Annotated in this window: 16 protein-coding genes and 2 pseudogenes; 7 read left to right on the top strand and 11 right to left on the bottom strand. The window is 73.2% G+C overall.

The genetic code is table 11. The features are described 5' to 3' along the window. The first annotated feature begins 47 nt into the window (after nucleotides 1-47). Nucleotides 48-530, top strand: a complete 483-nt coding sequence (locus ACFVT2_RS10390; RefSeq protein ID WP_390014716.1) for an HD domain-containing protein — start codon at nucleotides 48-50, stop codon at nucleotides 528-530. A gap of 249 nt (nucleotides 531-779) precedes the next feature. Next, complete coding sequence (locus ACFVT2_RS10385; protein WP_390014713.1) at nucleotides 780-1,640, top strand: ABC transporter ATP-binding protein; 861 nt, start codon at nucleotides 780-782, stop codon at nucleotides 1,638-1,640. Between the two features lie 12 nt (nucleotides 1,641-1,652). Here ACFVT2_RS10385 and ACFVT2_RS10380 read toward each other — a convergent pair whose 3' ends face one another. Then, complete coding sequence (locus ACFVT2_RS10380) at nucleotides 1,653-2,078, bottom strand: MarR family transcriptional regulator (RefSeq protein ID WP_390014965.1); 426 nt, start codon at nucleotides 2,076-2,078, stop codon at nucleotides 1,653-1,655. Nucleotides 2,079-2,272: 194 nt separating this feature from the next. Between ACFVT2_RS10380 and ACFVT2_RS10375 the strand changes: the two genes are divergently transcribed. Beyond that, nucleotides 2,273-3,172: an alpha/beta fold hydrolase gene (locus tag ACFVT2_RS10375; RefSeq protein ID WP_390014710.1), complete on the top strand. Its 900-nt coding sequence runs from the start codon at nucleotides 2,273-2,275 to the stop codon at nucleotides 3,170-3,172. A gap of 210 nt (nucleotides 3,173-3,382) precedes the next feature. Here the strand turns inward: ACFVT2_RS10375 and ACFVT2_RS10370 are convergent. The 4 genes and pseudogenes from ACFVT2_RS10370 to ACFVT2_RS10355 all read right to left on the bottom strand — a co-directional run. Next, a pseudogene (locus ACFVT2_RS10370) lies at nucleotides 3,383-3,478 on the bottom strand (ADP-ribosylglycohydrolase family protein); the annotation flags it as partial. 145 nt (nucleotides 3,479-3,623) lie between these two features. Beyond that, a pseudogene (locus tag ACFVT2_RS10365) lies at nucleotides 3,624-3,683 on the bottom strand (hypothetical protein); the annotation flags it as partial. A 160-nt stretch (nucleotides 3,684-3,843) separates the two neighbouring features. Continuing rightward, on the bottom strand, nucleotides 3,844-4,266 hold the full coding sequence (locus ACFVT2_RS10360; protein ID WP_390014708.1) for an ADP-ribosylglycohydrolase family protein: 423 nt from the start codon (nucleotides 4,264-4,266) through the stop codon (nucleotides 3,844-3,846). A gap of 78 nt (nucleotides 4,267-4,344) precedes the next feature. Continuing rightward, entirely contained in the window at nucleotides 4,345-5,475 is a 1,131-nt protein-coding gene (locus ACFVT2_RS10355) for a ferritin-like domain-containing protein (RefSeq protein ID WP_390014705.1), read from the bottom strand. Nucleotides 5,476-5,681: 206 nt separating this feature from the next. On the opposite strand from ACFVT2_RS10355, the gene ACFVT2_RS10350 reads away from it, so the two are divergent. The 4 genes from ACFVT2_RS10350 (at nucleotide 5,682) to tpx (ending at nucleotide 8,320) form a co-directional block, all read left to right on the top strand. Then, the gene (locus ACFVT2_RS10350) at nucleotides 5,682-6,608 is read left to right on the top strand and encodes a diiron oxygenase (RefSeq protein WP_390014963.1); all 927 of its coding nucleotides are present in this window, start codon (nucleotides 5,682-5,684) and stop codon (nucleotides 6,606-6,608) included. Between the two features lie 73 nt (nucleotides 6,609-6,681). Then, a complete protein-coding gene (locus tag ACFVT2_RS10345; RefSeq protein WP_390014703.1) occupies nucleotides 6,682-7,422 on the top strand; it encodes a TetR/AcrR family transcriptional regulator in 741 nt (246 codons plus the stop codon). 10 nt (nucleotides 7,423-7,432) lie between these two features. Next, a complete protein-coding gene (locus tag ACFVT2_RS10340) occupies nucleotides 7,433-7,696 on the top strand; it encodes a hypothetical protein (protein WP_390014701.1) in 264 nt (87 codons plus the stop codon). 123 nt (nucleotides 7,697-7,819) lie between these two features. Beyond that, on the top strand, nucleotides 7,820-8,320 hold the full coding sequence (gene tpx / locus ACFVT2_RS10335; protein WP_390014698.1) for a thiol peroxidase: 501 nt from the start codon (nucleotides 7,820-7,822) through the stop codon (nucleotides 8,318-8,320). A gap of 72 nt (nucleotides 8,321-8,392) precedes the next feature. Here tpx and ACFVT2_RS10330 read toward each other — a convergent pair whose 3' ends face one another. From ACFVT2_RS10330 to ACFVT2_RS10305, 6 genes are all read right to left on the bottom strand, one after another. Then, the gene (locus ACFVT2_RS10330; RefSeq protein ID WP_390014696.1) at nucleotides 8,393-8,605 is read right to left on the bottom strand and encodes a cold-shock protein; all 213 of its coding nucleotides are present in this window, start codon (nucleotides 8,603-8,605) and stop codon (nucleotides 8,393-8,395) included. A gap of 214 nt (nucleotides 8,606-8,819) precedes the next feature. After that, a complete protein-coding gene (locus ACFVT2_RS10325) occupies nucleotides 8,820-10,076 on the bottom strand; it encodes a styrene monooxygenase/indole monooxygenase family protein (RefSeq protein WP_390014693.1) in 1,257 nt (418 codons plus the stop codon). Nucleotides 10,077-10,133: 57 nt separating this feature from the next. Further along, nucleotides 10,134-10,805 (bottom strand): ATP/GTP-binding protein, encoded by a 672-nt coding sequence (locus tag ACFVT2_RS10320; RefSeq protein ID WP_390014691.1) that lies wholly within the window; start codon nucleotides 10,803-10,805, stop codon nucleotides 10,134-10,136. Further along, nucleotides 10,786-11,187: a DUF742 domain-containing protein gene (locus ACFVT2_RS10315; protein WP_390014688.1), complete on the bottom strand. Its 402-nt coding sequence runs from the start codon at nucleotides 11,185-11,187 to the stop codon at nucleotides 10,786-10,788. The genes ACFVT2_RS10320 and ACFVT2_RS10315 overlap by 20 nt, the downstream gene beginning before the upstream one ends. After that, on the bottom strand, nucleotides 11,184-11,681 hold the full coding sequence (locus ACFVT2_RS10310; protein ID WP_390014685.1) for a roadblock/LC7 domain-containing protein: 498 nt from the start codon (nucleotides 11,679-11,681) through the stop codon (nucleotides 11,184-11,186). The genes ACFVT2_RS10315 and ACFVT2_RS10310 overlap by 4 nt, the downstream gene beginning before the upstream one ends. Beyond that, nucleotides 11,678-14,722 carry a nitrate- and nitrite sensing domain-containing protein gene (locus tag ACFVT2_RS10305; RefSeq protein ID WP_390014682.1) on the bottom strand — a complete coding sequence of 1,015 codons (3,045 nt, stop codon included), beginning with the start codon at nucleotides 14,720-14,722 and terminating at the stop codon, nucleotides 11,678-11,680. Before ACFVT2_RS10305 ends, ACFVT2_RS10310 begins: the two co-directional genes overlap by 4 nt. Between the last annotated feature and the right edge of the window lie 477 nt (nucleotides 14,723-15,199).

Below are 15,199 nucleotides of genomic sequence, written 5' to 3'. Positions count from 1 at the left end.
CGGTGGCCGGTGTCCGCGGCGGCCCGGCCCGCCGTCACAATGGCGCCATGGTTTGTGATGCGGAATCCTCCCCGGCCCCCGCGGAACGGTCGCGGCTCTCGCTCGCCGAGGTGGAAGCGCTGGCCCGGCGCGCGCACGAGGGGCAGACCGACAAGGCGGGCCGGCCGTACGCCGAGCATCTGGCGGCGGTCGCGGCGGGGGTGCGGGCGCGCGGTGGCAGTGCGGCGCAGATCGCCGCGGCCTGGCTGCACGACGCGGTCGAGGACGGGGCGGTGAGCTCCGCGTGGCTGGCCGGGGCGGCGCTGGACGAGTCGACCAAGGCGATGGTCCTGGCGGTCAGCAAGCGGCCCGGGGAGCCGGTCGAGGAGTACACCGCGCGCATCCTGGCCACGCCCGGTGCGCTGCTGGTCAAGGAGGCGGACCTGGCGCACAACGCCGATCCGGCCCGGCTGGCGGTCCTGGACGCGCCGACCCGGGAGCGGCTGACGGCCAAGTACGCCCGGGTGCGGGCGTTGCTGGGGCTGGCGTGACTGAGTGACTGAGTAGCTGAGTGACTGAGTAGCTGAGCGACTTGAGTGACTGAAGTCACTGCCGCGCTCCGGTCGCCACTACGGACTTTCCGGGCCCTTCGGACAGTTGACGGCCTCCGGATGCGCGACGCCCCGCGGACATCGGCGCCTCCCGCCGGCGGGTCGGGCCCGGCATCCGGAACCGGCTCCCGCGGTTCCACGCATCGGACGCCCGCCCAGAAAGGTGTCGTACGCAGCTAATCTGCCGCGATGACTCCCACGCAGCCTTCGGAACCGCAGTCCCCGGCCCCCCGGCCCACCGACCTGCACCGACCGGACGCGGGGCGGGTGGTCGCCGCGCTGGCCGGCGTCGGCGTCCGCCGCCACACCACCGACCAGGTCATCCTCGACGGCATCGACTGGACCGTGCGCGCCGGTGAGCACTGGGCGCTGCTCGGCGCGAACGGCGCCGGCAAGACCACCGTCCTGCGGCTGATCGGCGCGCTGATGTTCCCCACCGTCGGCACCGTCGAGCTGCTCGGCCACCGGCTCGGCCGGGTGGACGTACGGGAGCTGCGCGCCGTCATCGGCCTGGTGTCCGGTGCGCAGAAGGTGCCGCAGGACGCGACCGCGCACACGGTGGTGCTGACCGGCGCGAGCGGCACCGTGCAGCCGCTGTGGCGGACGTACGACCCGGCGACCCGGGAACGGGCCCATGAGCTGCTGGCCGAGTTGGACTGCAAGGAGTTGACGGACCGGCCGTACGGCGTCTGCTCGGGCGGGCAGCGGGCCCGGATCCTGATCGCCCGCGCGCTGATGGCCGATCCTTCGCTGCTCCTGCTCGACGAGCCGTTCAACGCGCTGGACCTGCCCTCCCGCGAGGACCTGATCGACGCGCTGCACCGGCTGGCCGTGCGGCGGCCGGAGTTGGCGACGGTGACGGTCACCCATCACCTGGAGGAGCTGTCCCCGGCCATCGGGCGGGCCGTGCTGCTGCGCGACGGGCGGGTGCAGGCACTCGGCCCGGTGGCGGAGGTGCTGACGGGTGAGCGGATGACGGCCTGCTTCGGGCGGCCGATCGAGGTGTCCCGGCACGAGGGGCGGTGGCTGGCCCGGTCCGGGCGGCGGTAGGCCCGCCGGCCGTCACGTCCCGTCCGCGGTGTCCCGCACCCCCGTCAGGAAGCGCCGGATCGCGGCCCGTTCGTCGGCGTCGAAGGTGTCGAGCAGGGCGAGGGTGCGCTCGATCAGCGGGCCGAAGAACGACTGGCCCAGGGTGACCGCGCTCGGGTCCACGGCCAGCAGGACGCGCCGCCGGTCGCGGGTGTCGCGGACCCGGCGGAGGTGCCCGAGCCGCTCCAGGCGGTCGACCAACGCCGTGGTGCCCGCGGAGTTCAGGCCGAGCCGGGCGCCGAGCCGCCCGGCGGTCAGCTCCTCGCCGGCCCGGGCCGCGTCCAACAGGGCGATCAGGGCCCGCAGGTCGGTGGGGTGCAGGCCGTTGCGGGCCGCGAACTCCCCGCCCGCGAGGTCGAGTCGGACCGTCACCTCGCGCAGGAGATGGACCAGGTCCATGCCCTCCGGTTCCCGCTCCTGCGCCACCTTCACCGCTCTCCGCCTCTCCTGCACCCGGCCCGTACGTCCCGCACCGGCAACCTAACGCGGCCGGGGCGCGTACGATCGCCAATTAGCTTGCTCAGCAAGATACTTGCTGAGCAAGCCAATTATCGCCCGTCCGTCTGCCGTCGTCCTCGCCGCGGAGGCGCACCATGACCGCCGAACCCACACCACCCACCACCGCCGCACCGTCGGCTTCCCCGGCGTCCCCGGTGTCCCCGGCGTTCCGGGCCGCCTACGGGCAGGTCCTGGCGCTCTGGCCCGTCCCGGTCGAACCGCTCGCGCTGGACACCGAGTTCGGCACCACCCGGGTCAACGCCTGCGGGCCGGCCGACGGGCCGCCGGCCGTGCTGCTGAGCGGCGGCGGGACCACCTCCGCCGGCTGGTACGCGCGGGTCGCCGCCCTCGCGCGCACCCACCGGGCGTACGCCGTGGACCTGATGGGCGCGCCGGGGCTGAGCGTGCCCGGTGGGCGGCCGCTGCGCCGGCCGGCGGACCTGATGGCCTGGTTGGACGGGGTGCTGACCGCGCTCGGGGCCGAACGGGCCGCGCTGCTGGGGCACTCGTACGGGGGCCGGCTCGCGCTGGGGTACGCGGTGCACGCCCCGGACCGGGTGGACCGGCTGGCGCTGCTCGACCCGACGCAGTGCTTCGCGGGGTTCCGGGCGGCGTATCTGGTGCGGGCGGTGCCGCTGTTCGTCCGGCCCGGCGAGGACAGTGCCCGGCGGTTCCTGGCGTGGGAGAGCCGGGGCGGCCCGGCGGTGGCGCCGGAGCTGGTCCGGCTGATGGGGGTGGGCGGACGGGAGTTCCGGGGGCGGCCGGTCACCGGGCCGCGGCCGGAGGTGGCCCGGCTGGGGTCCGCCGCGCCGCCCGCGCTGGTGCTGCTGGCCGGGCGCAGCCGCGCGCACGCGGTGCGGCGGGTCGCGGAGACGGCCGGGCGGACGCTGCCGGGGGCGCGGATCGTGACGCTGCCGGGGGCCGGGCACCATGCGCTGCCGGAGCTGCGGTCGGCGGAGTTGGACCGGCGGTTGGCGGAGTTCCTGACGGGGTGACGGGTGCGGGGTGACGGGCGGGGGCGGCGGGCCGGGGCCGGCCCGGGCCGCGGGTCGAGCTGGCGGCCGGGCTTGGCGGCCCCGGGGACCTCAGATCCCGGCGACCCAGTCCGGCAGTTGCTCCCGTCGTCGCGCCCACTCCTCCCCCAGTGCCGCGGCCCTGGTCCCGGCGCCCACCACTCCGCCGGTGATGGCGCAGGTGGTGTCCACGTCGCCGAGGCCGGCCGCGGCGGTCCACAGGGCGGCCGCCAGGTCGTCGGGGTGGCCGGCGGCGCACCACAGGGCGAACGGGACGGTGTCGTCGATGGGGGTTCCCCTGCTCGTTGAGAGCTTGGGGGAGGATCCGGCGGCCGCTGCCGAGGGCCGCGGCGGCCTCCTCGGGGCCGGTGCCGGGCGGGAGTGCGGCGGCGCGCAGCAAGCCCTCGCGGACCGCGCCGTCGGGGGTGCGGGCGGCGATCCCGGACAGTTCGAGCGGCGCGCCGCGGGCGGCGAGCGCGGCGGCGACGGCCACCGCCACCGCGCCGGCCACGCCCTGGGGGTGGGCGTGGGTGACCTCCGCGATGGGGGTTCCCCCTGCTCGTTGAGAGCTTGGGGGAGGGCGGCCTGCGCGGCGGCGCGGTCGAGGTCGTGGTGGAACCAGGCGCCGAGCGGGGCGACCCTCCCCCAAGCTCTTAAGGAGCAGGGGGGACCCCCATGGCGGCGCCGTTGCCGAGGCTGCCCTCGCCGCCGAAGAGGGCGTGCGCCAACTCCCGCCATTCCGCCGGCTTGGCGGCGGCCCGGGGCAGCAGGGCGTGCATGCCGGAGCCGTAGCCGCGGCCCGGGTCGGCGCGGTAGGTGGCGGCGAACCGCGCCACCAGGTCCGGCTGCCGGACATCACCGTGCTCGGCCAGGACGGCGAGCAGGTCGAGCGCCATAGCGGTGTCGTCGGTCCAGTGCCACTTGGGCTCGGGCGGCAGGCGGCGGGCGGCGATCAGCTCCCGGGCCGCCGCCTCGGGCCGGAAGAGCCCGAAGAAGCGTTCGCCGAAGGCGTCGCCGTGCGCCAGGCCCTCGATGCTGCCGCGCACCGCGGCGCGCCGTCGGTCGTCGGTGTCCATGGGCGGATCCTGCCATTGGTGCGGGGGCGGGGGCGGCGCTCCGTCCCGTCCGGCGGCAGGCAGTTGGGGCGGTGGCCGTCAGTCCTCGGCGGCGCCCCGGGCGATGGCGTCGGCGACCTCGGCGGTACGGGCCGCCTCTTCGGCGGCGAACCGCTGGGCGTCCAGTTGCTCGGCGAGTTCCTCGTCCTGGGCCATCAGCAGGTCCAGATTGGCGTCGCCCAGTTCGAAGACGCCGAGGTCCAGGTAGGCGCGTTGGAGGCGGGTGCCCCACAGGCCGATGTCCTTGACGCACGGGACGATCCGGCTGAACAGCAGCTTCCGGAAGAGCCGGAGGAACTCCGAGCGCTCGGTGAACTCGGCGGCCTCCTTGGGCGGGATGCCGAAGTTCTCCAGGACCTCCGTGCCGCGCAGCCGGTCGCGCATGAGGTAGCAGCCCTCGATGACGAACTCCTCGCGTTCGCGGAGTTCGGCGTCGGTGAGCTGGCGGTAGTAGTCGCGCAGCGCCATCCGGCCGAAGGCGACGTGGCGGGCCTCGTCCTGCATGACGTAGGTGAGGATCTGCCGGGGCAGCGGTTTGGTGGTGGTGTCGCGGATCATGCCGAAGGCGGCCAGCGCCAGTCCTTCGATGAGCACCTGCATGCCGAGGTAGGGCATGTCCCAGCGGGGATCGGCGAGGGTGTCGTCGAGCAGTGCCTTGAGGTTGTCGTTGACCGGGTAGAGCATCCCGATCTTGTCCTTCAGGAAGCGGGCGTAGATCTCCGCGTGCCGGGCCTCGTCCATGGTCTGGGTGGCCGAGTAGAACTTGGCGTCGAGGTCGGGGGCGGATTCCACGATCCGCGCGGCGCACACCATCGCGCCCTGCTCGCCGTGCAGGAACTGGCTGAACTGCCAGGAGGTGTAGTGCTGCCGGAGGTCGCCGCGGTCCTTGGCGGTCATCTTGTCCCAGTACGGGGTGCCGTAGAGGGAGAGGGCGTCGTCGGGGGTGCCGAGCGGGTCCTTGGGGTCCACCTCCAGGTCCCAGTCGATCCGCGTACCGGCGTCCCACTGCTTGTCCTTGCCCTTTTGGTAGAGGGCCAGCAGTCGGTCGCGTCCGGAGCCGTTCTTTTCCCCCGGATACATGGCCTCCCAGGTGAAGCGGGCCGCGCCGGTGGCCGGCACGGTCCAGAGGGAGTCGCCTGGGTCCTGTACGTACAACTCTCGGGTCGACACCGGCCGCACCTCTTCCGCTCGCCGAACGCCCCCTGTCGGGCGGCCCGTTGGCAGATTCACACGCTTCTTACTGGCGGGTCAATAAGTCGTGCGCGAGGGATTGACGTCCTTACTGACAGGCAGTCTCATAAGAGGCAGCCGCATGTGACCGCGGGTAACTCCGACTATGAGGTGTAGCCAGAGCCATGACGAGCGCGCCCACCGCAATGACCGAAGCGGACCTCGACGTCCTGCGGGATGCCCTCGGGCTGCTCAAGGACCGGGAGCAGATCGCCGAGCGGCTGCTCGCCTCCTCCGCCAAGCACTCCTTCGACCCCGACACCGAACTCGACTGGGACGCCCCCTTCGAAGCGGGCAAGTGGTTCTGGCCGCCGGAGCTGGTGTCGCTCTACGACACCCCGATGTGGCGGCGGATGAGCGAGGAGCAGCGCATCCTGCTCTCCCAGCACGAGGCCGCGGCGCTCGCCTCGCTCGGCATCTGGTTCGAGATCATCCTCATGCAGCTGCTCGTCCGGCACATCTACGACAAGCCGGCCACCAGCGCACACGTCCGGTACGCGCTCACCGAGATCGAGGACGAGTGCCGGCACTCCAAGATGTTCGCCCGGCTGATCTCGCGCGGGGACACGCCCTGGTACCCGGTCGGCCGGGCGCACCAGAACCTCGGCCGCGTCTTCAAAACGATCTCCACCACCCCGGGCTCCTTCACCGCGACCCTGCTCGGCGAGGAGGTCCTCGACTGGATGCAGCGGCTGACCTTCCCGGACGAGCGGGTGCAGCCCCTGGTCCGGGGCGTCACGCGGATCCACGTGGTGGAGGAGGCCCGGCACGTGCGCTACGCACGCGAGGAACTGCGGCGGCAGATGGTGACCGCACCGAAGTGGTCGCAGGAGTTCACCCGGGTCACCTCCGGCGAGTTCGCCCGGGTCTTCGCCATCGCCTTCATCAACCCCGACGTCTACACCAATGTCGGCCTGGACAAGCGGGCGGCCATGGCGCAGGTGAAGGCCAGCGGCCACCGGCGGGAGGTCATGCAGAACGGCGCCAAGCGGCTGACCGACTTCCTCGACGACATCGGGGTGCTGCGCGGAGTGGGCCGCCGACTGTGGCGCAGCTCGGGACTGCTGGCCTGAACGCCCCGCCCGCGGCCCGCTGCGCCCCGAGCACCTGTACGAGGGGAAATCCCCGGCGGTTACGCTGCTGTTCATGAACGGCAGCGGCACCGCCCCAGCAGTACCCAGACCCGCCTACCGCAGGCTGAGCGTGGAGCAGCGCCGCAGCCAGCTGCTGGCCGCCGCGTTGGGCCTGTTCGCCCAGCGCGTGCCGGAGGACGTCTCGTTGGACGACGTCGCGACCGCCGCCGAGGTCTCCCGGCCGCTCGTCTACCGCTACTTCCCCGGCGGCAAGCAGCAGTTGTACGAGGCGGCGCTGCGCAGCGCAGCGAACGAGCTGGAGCAGTGCTTCGCGGAGCCGGAGACCGGCCCGCTCACCCAGCGGCTGGGCCACGCCCTGGACCGCTACTTGGCCTTCGTCGACCAGCACGACGCCGGGTTCAGCGCCCTGCTCCAGGGCGGCAGCGTGGTCGAGACGTCCCGGACGACCGCGATCGTGGACGAGGTCCGGCGCGCCGCCGCCGAGCAGATCCTGCACCACCTCGGCGAGCCGGCGCCGGGCCCGCGGCTGCGGACCACGGTCCGGATGTGGATCACCGCGGTCGAGGCCGCCTCACTGATCTGGCTCGACGAGGAGAAGCAGCCAACCCTCGACGAGCTGCGGGACTGGCTGGTGGACCACTTCGTCGCGCTGCTGACCGCCACCGCGGCCCGGGACCCGCAGAGCGCGCGGGTGATCCGGGCGGCGCTGAAGCGGGAGGCCCCCGACGGCCCGGCCGGCGAGCTGGCGCGCCGGATCCTGCCCGTCGTGAGCGAGGCCGCCCACCTGCTGTGAGACTGGGGCGGTGCGTAGCGAGAACACCCTCTTCGTCGGCGGCCCCCTGGACGGCCGGGTCCTCCCGGTCCTGGTCGGCCCCACCGGCCTGCCCCCGAAGACTTACGAGATCCCGGTACCCCGCGACGACGGCCGGCCGCCGGAGGTCCACGTCTACCGCCGGGTTCCCGGCCCCACCGGCCGCCTGGGGCTGCCACGCGGCTGGCAGTACGCCTACGACCCGGAGGGCCGGGCCGGCAAAGGCCCCAAGTGGCCCTGGGGGAAGCGGCGTTGACACCGCAGGCCGACGGACCACCGCACGGCCCGCCGGGCGTGCGCCCGACCCGCTCTCCGTGGCCACCTGCCCACCCCCAGTACGATCACGGGGTTGCGACATGACTATCGAAGGAGGAGCCCCATGGCTCAGGTCACGCTGAAGGGCAACCCGGTACGGATCGACGGCGGCCTGCCCGACACCGGCAGCCAGGCGCCGGCTTTCACCCTGGTCGGCGAGGGGCTGGCGGACAAGTCGCTGAAGGACTTCGCCGGCAAGCGCAAGGTTCTGAACATCTTCCCCAGCGTCGACACCCCGACCTGCGCGGCTTCCGTCCGCACGTTCAACGAGCGGGCCGGCGAGCTCGCCGACACGGTGGTGCTGTGCATCTCCGCCGACCTGCCCTTCGCCCAGGGCCGGTTCTGCGGCGCCGAGGGGCTTACGAACGTGCAGAGCCTCTCCACCTTCCGCAGCCCGGAGTTCCGCGCGGACTACGGCGTGGCGATCGCCGAGGGGCCGCTCGCGGGGCTGGCCGCCCGCGCCGTCGTCGTGCTGGACGAGAACGACACGGTCCTCCACTCGCAGCTGGTCCCGGAGATCAGCGAGGAGCCGAACTACGACGCCGCCCTCGCGGTCCTGAAGTAGGCCCCGGCGCGGAACGCGGACGGCCCTACCCGGTCACCCGGGTAGGGCCGTTCGCCGATCCGGAGGGAATGCCTAGGCGGCTACCTGGACCTTGTCGGCCTGCATCCCCTTCTGCCCCTGAACGGCCTCGAAGGTAACCTTCTGGCCTTCCTGAAGGCTCTTGAAGCCGTTTCCCTCGATCGCCCGGAAATGCACGAACAGGTCGGGGCCGGACTCCGGCGTGATGAAGCCGTAGCCCTTCTCGTCGTTGAACCACTTCACAGTGCCGTTCTGGCGCTCGGCCACGTTGTCCCCACTCCGTAGTAAGCAGTCATCGTCATCGGCAAAGCCGAAAGGATCATGGCATGCGACTGCCCCCGAGGGCGAGGAAACGGCTCAGAAGCATCGAGATGAACGACCTTCCGGCGCGTACTGAGGGCTGATGACCGACGGGCGGCGACGACCGGCGATGACCGATATCGGCCGGTGACGGCCGCGGGACCGCTGTTCAGGGGCCCCGTCAGGCGCCGGTCAGCGACGCCAGGTACGCGGCCGTCTTCTCGGGCTCGAAGAAGAAGTTCTCGAAGTCGGACGGGTCGTCGAAGCCGTTGGCGAACCGGTCGGCGGCCGGCTGGAGCTGGCCGGCGGCGCCGAGCAGGTTCAGGATGTGCTCCGGCGGCGGCGCCAGCATCGCGTTGGTCCACTTGGTGACGTGCCGGGCGGTCTCCCAGTAGCGGTCGAAGGCGGTCCGCATCCACTCCGCGTCGAACGGCCGGTCACCGTGCTCGACGATGGCGTCGAGGTAGGCCGCGGCGCACTTGGACGCCGAGTTGGAGCCCTGGCCGGTGATCGGGTCGTTGGCGACCACCACGTCCGCGACGCCCAGGACCAGGCCGCCGGAGGGCAGCTTGCCGATCGGGTTGCGGACGGTCGGGGCGTAGCGGCCGGCCAGCGTGCCGTTGGCGTCGGTCAGTTCGACCTCGGCGCTGCGCGCGTACTCCCACGGCAGGAACGTCTTCATCAGGTCCAGCGTGATGGCCAGGTGCTCCTGGGGGTCCCGCACGCCCTGGAAGGCGTCCACCGGGCCGCCGGGGATGCCCTCCCAGAAGAGGATGTCGGCGCGGCCGGAGACGGTCAGGGTCGGCATGACGAACAGTTCGCCGACGCCGGGGACGATGTTGCAGCGCACCGCGTCGTACTCCGGGTGCTCCGGGCGCGGGCCCATGCCGTGGACGTAGGAGACGGCCAGCGCGCGCTGCGGGGCGTCGTACGGCGAGCGGGCGGCGTCCCGGCCGAACATCGACACCAGCTCGCCCTTACCGGCCGAGACCAGCGTCAGGTCGTAGCGCTGTGCGAAGAAGTCCAGGTCGGAGACTGCCGCGCCGTGGATGACCACCTGGCCGCCGCGCTGCGCGAAGGTCTCCACCCAGCCGGCCATCTTGACCCGCTGGTCGACGGACTGGGCGTAGCCGTCGAGCTTGCCGACCCAGTCGATGGCGCGCTGGGTGCCGTCGGGCTCGGCGTGGCTGCCGGGGGCGGCGACCGAGACGCCCAGGCCCTCGATGCGCGGTGCCTGGCTCTCCCAGAAGTTGAGTGTCAGGTCGCGCTCGTGCTGGAGGGCGGTGTCGAACATGCACTGCGTCGACATGACCCGGCCGGAGCGGATCTCGTCGGCGGTGCGGTTGGACATCAGGGTGACCTCGTAGCCCTGGGACTGGAGGCCGAGCGCGAGTTGGAGACCGGACTGCCCGGCTCCGACGATGAGTATCTTCCGCATGGCGGGCTCTTCTCTGTTCCTGCTGTTCGGGGTGCCTGAGGGGTGGCGGGAAAGAGGCTATTCGGGGGTGACGTCCAGGGCGTGGCCGACCAGCGCGAGCAGTGCCTGGATGACGGTGGGCCGGCGCCGCGCGTCCATCACCACGACGGGCACCTCCGGCGGCACGGTCAGCGCGTCCCGGACGTCCTCCACGTCGAACCGCTCGGTCCCCTCGAAGTGGTTGACCGCGACGACGTACGGCAGTCCGCAGCTCTCGAAGTAGTCGAGCGCCGGGAAGCAGTCCTCCAGCCGGCGGGTGTCGGCCATCACGATCGCGCCGATCGCGCCGCGCACCAGGTCGTCCCACATGAACCAGAAGCGCTGCTGGCCGGGCGTACCGAAGAGGTACAGCACCAGTTCCTGGTCGAGGGTGATCCGGCCGAAGTCCATGGCGACCGTGGTCGTGGTCTTCTCCGGCGTCGCGGTCAGGTCGTCGGTCGCCTCGCTGGCCTCGGTCATCACCGCCTCGGTCTGGAGCGGGGTGATCTCCGAGACCGATCCGACGAAGGTGGTCTTGCCGACGCCGAAGCCACCGGCCACCACGATCTTGGTGGCGACCGGCGCCTGCGCCCGGTCCATCTGCCAGCTCTGCAGCCCCGCGTCGGCGGCGGTGGCCGGGCCGGCCGGTGCCGTGGAGCCGGCGGCCGGCCTGGTCCCGGCCGCTATCGTGTCAGAGCCTGTGAAGTCCACTCAGCACCCTTTCGAGCAGCGCGCGGTCGGGCCGGCCGGTGCCGTGCCCGGTGCCGTAGACGCGAATCTTTCCCTGGTCGGCAAGATCGCTGAGCAGGACGCGGACCACGCCCAGCGGCATCTTGAGCAGTGCGGAGATCTCCGCGACCGAGCGCATCCGGCGGCACAGCTCGACGATCGCGCGCATCTCCGGCATCACGCGGTCCCCCCAACCGCCCGAGGTCAGCTCGCGGCGCTCCTCGGGGGCCTCCAGCGCGGCCACGAACGTCTCGACGAGCAGCACGTGGCCGAACCGCGTCCGGCCGCCGGTCAGCGAATACGGCCGGACCCGCGCGGGTTTGCGATCCCCGCCGCGCACGGGGAGTTGCGGAGTACTACTCACTGGACGTTCTCCATCGACTTGCGCAGTTCGGTGCGGAGTTCGGGGGTGAGGACGTGACCGGCCCGGCCGACGAACAGCGCCATGTGGTAGGCGATGACGCTCATATCGCAGTCCGGGGTGGCGTGCACGCCGAGCAGCGAGCCGTCGCTGATCGACATGACGAACAGGCTGCCCTCGTCCATCGCGACCATCGTCTGCTTGACGGCTCCGCCGTCCATCAGCTTGGCCGCGCCGTTGGTGAGGCTGCCGAGGCCGGACACGATGGTGGCGAGGTCGGCGCTGGAGCCCCGGGGGCCCTCGTCGTCGCCGGTGTGGACCGGCGTGGCCTCGGCCCGCTCGGGGTCGGAGGACAGCAGCAGCAGACCGTCGGAGGACACCACCGCGACCGAGTGGACGCCGGGCACCTCATCCACCAAATTGGTCAGCAACCAGTGCAGGTTGCGTGCCTGGCTACTCAGTCCGTGTCCATAAGCAGTGGGCGCTTGCGCCTTCAATCGCGTGCCTCCTCGCCGATATGGCTTTCTCCCGGGGCCCCCGCTCCGTCGGTGTCCGTCTCTGGGATGGTCTGGTCCGCGGTGTGATCCGCGATCTCGGCCGCCACATCGCGTCGGCCGTTCCGCGCTCCTTGCTGGAAGCCGCCGAGCCGGCGGCGCAGTGCCTCGGCGTTGGCGGCACCGGTCTTGCGGGGCGCGGCGGGCGCCTTCTTCTGCGCCACGTTCTTCGGGGTGCGCTTGGGCAGCCCGGTGGTGGTCCGGCGTTGCGGCCGGGGCGCACCGGGTGCCTGCGCCGGGGATGCCTGGCCCGGGAGTGCCGGGTCCGGGGCGGCGACCGGCTCCGGGGCGCCGTCGGGCACCCCTTCCGGTGCCGGGCGGGTGTGCTGGTCCGGCCCGATGGCGTACGGGTCGGGGGTGGCGGGTGCCGGGGCGGCGTGCCGCCGCTTGCCGGGCGCCGGGACGGCCGGGGCGCCCTCGGCCGGGGGCGTGCCCTCGGCCGGCGGCGTGGTCTCCCCGGGGCGGGTGTGCTCGCCGGTGGTGCCGGCGGTGGTCCCGGCGGCGTACGGGCCGGGGGACTGCGGGCCGTATGGGCTCGGTTCGGTTTCGGCAGCGGGCTCCGGGGCGGCGGGCGGCGTGGTCGGGACCTGGGACGGGCCCTGGGCCTGGGCCGGTACGGCCGGCGCCACCTGCTCGGCCTGCCCCACCTGTTCGGCTTGCTCGGACAGCTCTGCCGGCTCGGCGGGTGCCGTCGGTTCCGCCGCGGCCTGGGTGCTGAGTCCGGCCGCGTCGATGGCGCGCTCGGCCGCGGCGACGAACGGGTCGCCGGCGAGTCCGCGACCGCCGGCCGGCGGCTGGGCGGCGGGTTCCGGCGCCGGTTCCGGCGCCGGCTCGGCCTCGGCGGACGGTGCGTCCGCCGCCGGGGTGGGGACGGCCGCGGGGGGCGCCTCGACGGCCGGCGGTACCGCCGGGTCGAGCCGGTTCATCCGCGTCTGGAGGGTGTTGGAGTTGGCCTCCGCGATCGAGCCCGGGAGGGTCGGCGCGGACGGCACGGCCCGGCTCGCCGTCGGGGCGGCCGGTACCGGTCCCGGCCGGTTCGGCAGGATCGAGCCGGGCAGCACGACGACGGCGGTGATGCCGCCCTGCTTCCGGTCCCGCAGCTGGACCCGCACGCCGTGCCGGGCGGCCAGCCGCACCACCACGTACAGGCCGAGGCCCAGCGCCTCGTCCACGCTCTCGGAGGTCGATGCGGCCTCCGCGTCGGAGAGCCGCTCGTTGACCTCCGCCAGCCGGTCCGCGGTCATCCCGATGCCCTCGTCCTCGACCGAGAGCATCAGCTCGCCGCTCTCCAGCAGCCAGCCGGACAGCTCGACGTGGGCGTCCGGCGGGGAGAACGCGGTGGCGTTCTCCAGGAGTTCGGCGACCAGGTGGCTGACGTCGTCGGCGGCGAACCCCGCGACCTGGGCGTGCGGCGGCAGCGAGGTGATGCGCACCCGCTCGTACCGTTCGATCTCGCTGACCGCGGCGCGCAGCATGTCCAGCAGCGGCACCGGCCCGGCGTGGCTGCTGCCGTGCTGTTCGGCGCCGGCCAGCACCAGCAGGTTCTCGCTGTTACGGCGCATCCGCGCGCCGAAGTGGTCCAGCTTGAACAGGGTGTCCAGCCGCTCCGGGTCCTGCTCGCTCTCCTCCAGGGACTCGATGACCGCGAGCTGACGCTCCACCAGGCCGAGGGTGCGCAGGGAGAGGTTGACGAACCGGCCGTGGACGCCGGTGCGCAGCACCGCCAGCCGCTCGTTGAGCGCGGCGACCTCTTCCTTGAGGGCCTCCGCCTGCTCCTGGAGGACCTCCCGCTCGGCGACCAGCCGCTGCCGCCCGCCGACCAGCCGCTTGCGCTCGCCCTCCATCTCGGCGGTGCGCCGTGCGGTGTCGGCGATCTGGGCGTGCAGGGTGTTGACGGACCGGACGGTGGCGGCGAACTCGTCGTTGCGGCCCTTGTAGCCGATGGGCTCCTCGTGGCCGGGGTCGGCCGCCAGCCGCTTGGCGCCGATCCGCAGCGCGGCCAGCGGCTGGGTCAGGGTGCGGGCGGCCCAGACGCCGGTGCCGACGGCGACCAGCAGGCAGAGGCCCTCCAGACCGATGGCGATCTCCAGGTCCGTCACGTCGTCGTCGCGCAACTGCCCCAGGCGCTGGACCTCGGCGGTGCCGAGGGCCGATTCGACGCCCCGCATCAGGCCGACCCGGGCCGTGAGGGCGGCCTGCACCCGGCGCCGGCTCAGGGCCAGGTCCGTGGCGTCCAGGTAGGGCTGGTCGGTCAGCTTGGTGAGGTAGCGCTCGGCGGTGTCGACGTCGGTGCCGTTGACGGTGCGTTGGAAGCGGTCCCGGGCGTCCTGGCTGGCGGCCTGGTTGAAGTCGCCGAGCGCGCCCTGCTCGCGGACGTGGGCGACCTGCGCGGCGGCGGTCAGCCGGGGCTGGGTGCCGCCCGCCTTGAGGCCGGCGAGCAGCAGCGTCTGGGCGGCGGCGGCCTGGTCGACGGCCCGGCCGAGGGCGGGCAGCGCACGGGTGTCGGCCGCCCCGGCGTCGGCCCGGGCGGGCAGTCCGCGGGCGATGTCGTCGCTGATCGTGCCGAGCGCCTGGACGACCTGGCTGTAGGCGTCGTAGACCTGATCGGCGGTGGCCGGCCCGGCGAGCGCCGTCTGGCGGGTCTCCGGCAGCTGCTTGAGGAGCTTGTCGGCGGCGGCGAACGCGCCGGTGTCCCCGGCCACCCCCTGGGCCTGGCCGCGCAGTTCGTCGATCTGCCGGTCCACCTGGGCGCGCTGGGACTCGGTGGGGGCGGCGGTGACGTTGCGGCCGGTGCGGCCGGCGGCGACGTACGCGGTCATCGCGTCCCGCTCGTCGGCGAGGGCGTGCGCGAGGGTGATGGCCTGCGCGTTCACCCCGGCCAGGTCGACCAGGTGCTGACTGCCGCCGGCGTTGTCGGCGGCGGTCGCCAGGGCGGGGGCGCCGGCCCCCAGGACGGCGACGGCGACCACGGCGACAGCTCCCATGAGTCGGTTGCGGACCCGCGCGGGACGCCGTCCCGAGCCGTCCGCGCCGTCGCCCGCCGTACCGGGTCCCGCACCGGGCACCTGGCCCGGTACCGAGACCGATCCGGCCGGTGACCCCGGCTTCCCTGCGCCGCCCCGAAGCCGCTTCTTCCGCACCGCTGCTCGCAATCCTGTCTCGCCTGCCCACGCCGTGTTGGCGTCGCGGACCCGACTCGCTCACCGCTCGCGGGGCGGATCTGCGCGAAGACCGCGGCAGCGCACAATTCCGCGAAGGGGAACAGCCCGGCTCTGCGCGTCGCGACGGACGTCCTGACTACCCCGGTTGATCCGGGAAACGACCATTCCACCGGCGTCGCGCAGTGGCTCGGCAACACATGTCCGGCCACCTGAACGAGTGAACAGCAATCGGAGTTTGACCATCAACTTCCGCGCGGCAACAGTTTCGGCCGCAACCCCGCGCAACCCCCGGATGGGTTT

Origin of the sequence: Streptomyces sp. NPDC058000 (assembly GCF_042886435.1) — a bacterium.
Classification (GTDB): Bacteria; Actinomycetota; Actinomycetes; order Streptomycetales; family Streptomycetaceae; genus Streptomyces.
This window is presented reverse-complemented; position numbering and strand designations above follow the sequence as displayed.

Bases quoted from the DNA above. Each gene is read 5' to 3' on its own strand.
- ACFVT2_RS10390 (WP_390014716.1), top strand. From the start codon at position 48: ATGGTTTGTGATGCGGAATCCTCCCCGGCCCCCGCGGAACGGTCGCGG.
- ACFVT2_RS10385 (WP_390014713.1), top strand. From the start codon at position 780: ATGACTCCCACGCAGCCTTCGGAACCGCAGTCCCCGGCCCCCCGGCCC.
- ACFVT2_RS10380 (WP_390014965.1), bottom strand. From the start codon at position 2,078: ATGGACCTGGTCCATCTCCTGCGCGAGGTGACGGTCCGACTCGACCTC.
- ACFVT2_RS10375 (WP_390014710.1), top strand. From the start codon at position 2,273: ATGACCGCCGAACCCACACCACCCACCACCGCCGCACCGTCGGCTTCC.
- ACFVT2_RS10360 (WP_390014708.1), bottom strand. From the start codon at position 4,266: ATGGACACCGACGACCGACGGCGCGCCGCGGTGCGCGGCAGCATCGAG.
- ACFVT2_RS10350 (WP_390014963.1), top strand. From the start codon at position 5,682: ATGACCGAAGCGGACCTCGACGTCCTGCGGGATGCCCTCGGGCTGCTC.
- ACFVT2_RS10345 (WP_390014703.1), top strand. From the start codon at position 6,682: ATGAACGGCAGCGGCACCGCCCCAGCAGTACCCAGACCCGCCTACCGC.
- tpx (WP_390014698.1), top strand. From the start codon at position 7,820: ATGGCTCAGGTCACGCTGAAGGGCAACCCGGTACGGATCGACGGCGGC.
- ACFVT2_RS10325 (WP_390014693.1), bottom strand. From the start codon at position 10,076: ATGCGGAAGATACTCATCGTCGGAGCCGGGCAGTCCGGTCTCCAACTC.
- ACFVT2_RS10305 (WP_390014682.1), bottom strand. From the start codon at position 14,722: ATGGGAGCTGTCGCCGTGGTCGCCGTCGCCGTCCTGGGGGCCGGCGCC.